This is a genomic window from Draconibacterium sp. (assembly GCF_041583095.1).
In the GTDB taxonomy this organism is placed as follows: Bacteria; Bacteroidota; Bacteroidia; order Bacteroidales; family Prolixibacteraceae; genus Draconibacterium.
Map to the genome: position 1 here is coordinate 1 of NZ_JBFHGM010000361.1, position 4,164 is coordinate 4,164.

Below are 4,164 nucleotides of genomic sequence, written 5' to 3' on the forward strand. Positions count from 1 at the left end.
ATAGAACTTGTGAATGCCTGTTTTGAGATGATCGATAACTCATTACTAAGAATTAAAAACTATAAACCATAAACCTTATGAATAAGTACATACTTGCGTTTGACCAGGGCACGACCAGTTCGCGTGCTATTGTTTTCGATCAGCTTGGTGCAATAAAATCGGTTGCCCACAAAGAGTTTGAACAGATATTTCCGAAACCGGGTTGGGTGGAACATGATCCCAATGAAATTTGGTCGTCGCAGGCAGCAGTTGCAGCCGAGGCCATTACAAAAATTGGTATTAACGGAAAAAATATTGCCGCAATTGGTATCACCAACCAACGCGAAACAACTATTGTTTGGGACAAAGAAACCGGCGAACCGGTTTACAATGCCATTGTTTGGCAAGACCGGCGAACTGCCAAATATTGCGATGCATTAAAAGAAAAGGGATATCAAAAACTGATTCGCACCAAAACAGGGTTGGTAATTGATGCCTATTTTTCGGGGACTAAAGTGCAATGGATTCTTGAAAATGTTAAAGGTGCAAGAGAAAAAGCAAACGAAGGAAAATTGGCGTTTGGCACCGTTGATTCGTGGTTAATCTGGAAGCTTACCCGTGGCGACAAACACGTTACTGATATTACAAATGCCAGCAGAACATTGCTATACAATATAAACGATTGCTGTTGGGATAAAGAGCTGCTGGAACTTTTTGATATTCCGGAAAGTATGCTTCCCGAAGTTTGTGCATCAAGCGAAATAGTGGGATACACCAAAACAACGATATTTGCACACGAAATACCAATTGCCGGTATTGCCGGCGACCAGCAGGCAGCATTGTTTGGCCAGCAATGCATACACCCCGGAATGGCTAAAAATACTTACGGAACGGGTTGTTTTATGCTGCTTAATACCGGCGAAAAAGCCATCCTGTCGGAAAACAACCTGGTGACTACCATTGCCTGGAAGATAAACGGAAAAGTATCCTACGCCCTCGAAGGAAGTATTTTTATCGCCGGTGCTGCCGTACAATGGATGCGCGACCAGTTGGGCTTAATAAACAACGCACCTGAGATTGAAGAACTGGCCCTTTCGGTTGAAGACAACGGAGGTGTTTATTTTGTTCCGGCATTAACCGGGCTTGGAGCTCCGCACTGGGACCAGTACGCACGTGGTATTGTGGTTGGCATAACCCGTGGGACATCGAACGGACACTTTGCCCGAGCCACCTTAGAAGGAATTGCCTTTCAGGTGATGGATGTGCTGAAGGCGATGGAAGCCGACTCCGGCATTGAAATTAAAGAGCTACGTGTTGATGGTGGCGCGGCAGCAAACAACCTTCTGTTGCAGTTTCAGTCGGAGACACTGCAGTCGCCGGTAATCCGCCCCCGCCAACTGGAAACCACTGCTCTGGGAGCTGCTTATCTGGCCGGGTTAGCAGTGGGTTACTGGCAAGATCTGGATGAATTACAGTCGCAATGGGAAAAAGACAAAACTTTTACTCCACAAATTTCAAAGGATATCATGGATAAATCTATTCGCAAATGGCAAAAGGCACTTACAAAAGCCAAAGAATGGATTGACGACGATGATGATGAATAAACGATTTACTAAGCCTGAAATTTATGAAAAGACAAAAACAACTACGGAAAGCCAAGGCCGATATTGAATGGGATATTGTTGTAATTGGCGGTGGCGCTTCAGGACTGGGAGTCGCACTTGAATCTGCTACACGAAAATACAAAACACTGCTGCTTGAAGGTGCCGATTTTGCCAAAGGAACCTCGAGCCGAAGTACCAAACTGGTGCACGGCGGTGTGCGTTATTTGGCACAAGGCGACATCTCGCTGGTTTTGGAAGCCCTTCGCGAAAGGGGATTAATGCGGCAAAATGCACCTCACCTGGTTAAAAATCAATCGTTTATTATTCCGAATTACGAATGGTGGGGAGGCCCGTTCTACACTGTAGGATTGAAAGTTTACGATATGATGGCCGGAAAGCTGGGGCTTGGCCCTTCCGTTCACCTCTCGAAACAAGAAACACTGGAAGCCCTGCCAACACTTAAAGAAGAAGGATTAACAGGCGGTGTAATATATCACGACGGACAGTTTGACGATGCCAGACTTTCGATAAACCTTGCACAAACTGTTATCGATTACGATGGCGTGGCAGTAAACTACACCAAGGTTATCGGATTACTAAAAGACGAAGAAGGAATGATTTGCGGGGTAAAAGCAAAAGACCTGATTGGTGGCGACGAGTTGGAGATAAAAGCCAAAGCAGTGGTAAATGCAACCGGTGTTTTTACCGACGAAATTTTACAAATGGATGAACCCGGCACCCCAAAAAAAGTGGTGCCCAGCCAGGGAATTCACTTCGTACTCGATCATGATTTTCTGAAAGGAGACCATGCTATAATGATCCCCAAAACCGACGACGGGCGTGTACTGTTTGCCGTTCCGTGGCGCGGCAAAGTTGTTGTTGGAACCACCGATACGCTTATTGAAGAAGCCAGCCTTGAACCAAGAGCTTTGGAAGAAGAAATAGAGTTTATACTAAACACAGCCGGCCGCTACCTCACTCGCCCGCCAAAAAGAAGCGATGTACGAAGTATCTTTGCAGGATTGCGCCCACTTGCTGCCCCCGAAGGAGAAGATAAAAAGACAAAAGAAATTTCCCGCAGTCATAAAGTAATTGTGAGTTTATCCGGGCTTATTTCCATTACAGGCGGCAAATGGACAACCTACCGCAAAATGGGTGAAGACACCATAAACAACGCCGTAATACTTGCCGGATTGCCGGAACGGCCTTGCCAAACCGAAAATCTCGCCATTCATGGTTACACAAAAAACATAGATCTTAATGATCATTTTTATGTGTACGGATCGGAAGCAAAAGCCATTAAAGAAATGATTGAGGATAATCCTAAATTGGGGGAAAAACTGCATGAACGTTTGGACTTTACAGTTGCCGAAGTAGTTTGGGCATGTAAAAAAGAAATGGCAATGACCCTCGACGATGTTCTGGCACGCCGGGTAAGAGCCTTATATCTTGATGCACGCGCTGCCGAAGAAATGGCACCCAAAGTGGCCAAAATAATGGCAAACGAACTGGGCAAAGATTCCGGGTGGATTGATCAACAAGTCGAAGAATTTTCCCAGCTTGCAAAAGGCTATTACTTATAATCCACAGCAAACAATAAAACTAAGCTTTAAGGAACTATATTTAAATAAACGAATAACTGAAATGAATGAATTTGTTGCAGAAATCATTGCCACAATGATACTGATTCTCCTTGGAGATGGCGTTGTGGCAAATGTAGTACTAAAAAATACCAAAGGTCACAACGGCGGATGGATCGTAATTTCACTGGGCTGGGGACTGGCAGTAATGATGGCAGTAATAGTTGCCGGCCCCATTAGCGGAGCGCACTTAAATCCGGCAGTTACACTTGGCCTCGCATTGGGCGGAATATTCCCATGGGATAAAGTTCCGGTATATATTGCCGGCGAAATAATAGGCGCTATGCTCGGGGCCATATTGGTTTGGTTTACTTATCGCGATCATTTTAAGGCCAACACCGACAAAAACGGATTTTTAGGTGTTTTTGCCACATCGCCCGCCATCAGAAATTATAAGAACAATTTTATCACCGAACTTATTGGAACTTTTGTACTCATTTTTGTGATCTTTTATATCACCGATATTAAGTTTGAAACCCAACAGCTGCAAACTGTTGAAGTTGGTTTAGGTTCGATTGGAGCGCTTCCGGTTGCACTTTTGGTAACAGCAATAGGCTTAAGTCTTGGCGGCCCAACAGGATACGCCATAAACCCTGCCCGCGATTTGGGACCACGTATCATCCACAGCCTTTTAAAAGCTCCGAACAAAGGAAATTCTGACTGGGCTTATGCATGGGTTCCAATCCTGGGACCAATTGCAGGAGCTGCTCTGGCTGCAGCACTGTTTTGTTTTTGTTAAAGCAATTTCGCCGTTCGATATAATAAAGAAGTCACTATCAGTAAACATAGTGACTTTTTTATTATTAACCTCAGTTCGATTATTAACCTGCTGAATATAAGTGAATTGAATTAAAAGTTATTGTTGATTTATTTGAATAAAAGCATGGAATTTACTAATTTAAAAGTCTGACAAACAAATAATTAGAAGTAAAATCCATGCA

General features: G+C 44.1%; 3 protein-coding genes. All 3 read left to right on the forward strand.

Features of this window, described 5'->3' with window-relative positions:
* Positions 1 to 77 precede the first annotated feature (77 nt).
* The 3 genes from glpK (at position 78) to ABZB17_RS21030 (ending at position 3,962) form a co-directional block, all read left to right on the forward strand.
* Positions 78 to 1,583 carry a glycerol kinase GlpK gene (gene glpK, locus ABZB17_RS21020; RefSeq protein ID WP_372653335.1) on the forward strand — a complete coding sequence of 502 codons (1,506 nt, stop codon included), beginning with the start codon at positions 78 to 80 and terminating at the stop codon, positions 1,581 to 1,583.
* Positions 1,584 to 1,606: 23 nt separating this feature from the next.
* Positions 1,607 to 3,166 carry an FAD-dependent oxidoreductase gene (locus tag ABZB17_RS21025; RefSeq protein ID WP_372653338.1) on the forward strand — a complete coding sequence of 520 codons (1,560 nt, stop codon included), beginning with the start codon at positions 1,607 to 1,609 and terminating at the stop codon, positions 3,164 to 3,166.
* 61 nt (positions 3,167 to 3,227) lie between these two features.
* Complete coding sequence (locus tag ABZB17_RS21030; RefSeq protein WP_372653340.1) at positions 3,228 to 3,962, forward strand: MIP/aquaporin family protein; 735 nt, start codon at positions 3,228 to 3,230, stop codon at positions 3,960 to 3,962.
* Positions 3,963 to 4,164 lie beyond the last annotated feature (202 nt).

What these genes read in the sequence shown, in the direction of transcription:
- glpK (WP_372653335.1), top strand. Translation starts at nt 78, where the DNA reads ATGAATAAGTACATACTTGCGTTTGACCAGGGCACGACCAGTTCGCGT.
- ABZB17_RS21025 (WP_372653338.1), top strand. Translation starts at nt 1,607, where the DNA reads ATGAAAAGACAAAAACAACTACGGAAAGCCAAGGCCGATATTGAATGG.
- ABZB17_RS21030 (WP_372653340.1), top strand. Translation starts at nt 3,228, where the DNA reads ATGAATGAATTTGTTGCAGAAATCATTGCCACAATGATACTGATTCTC.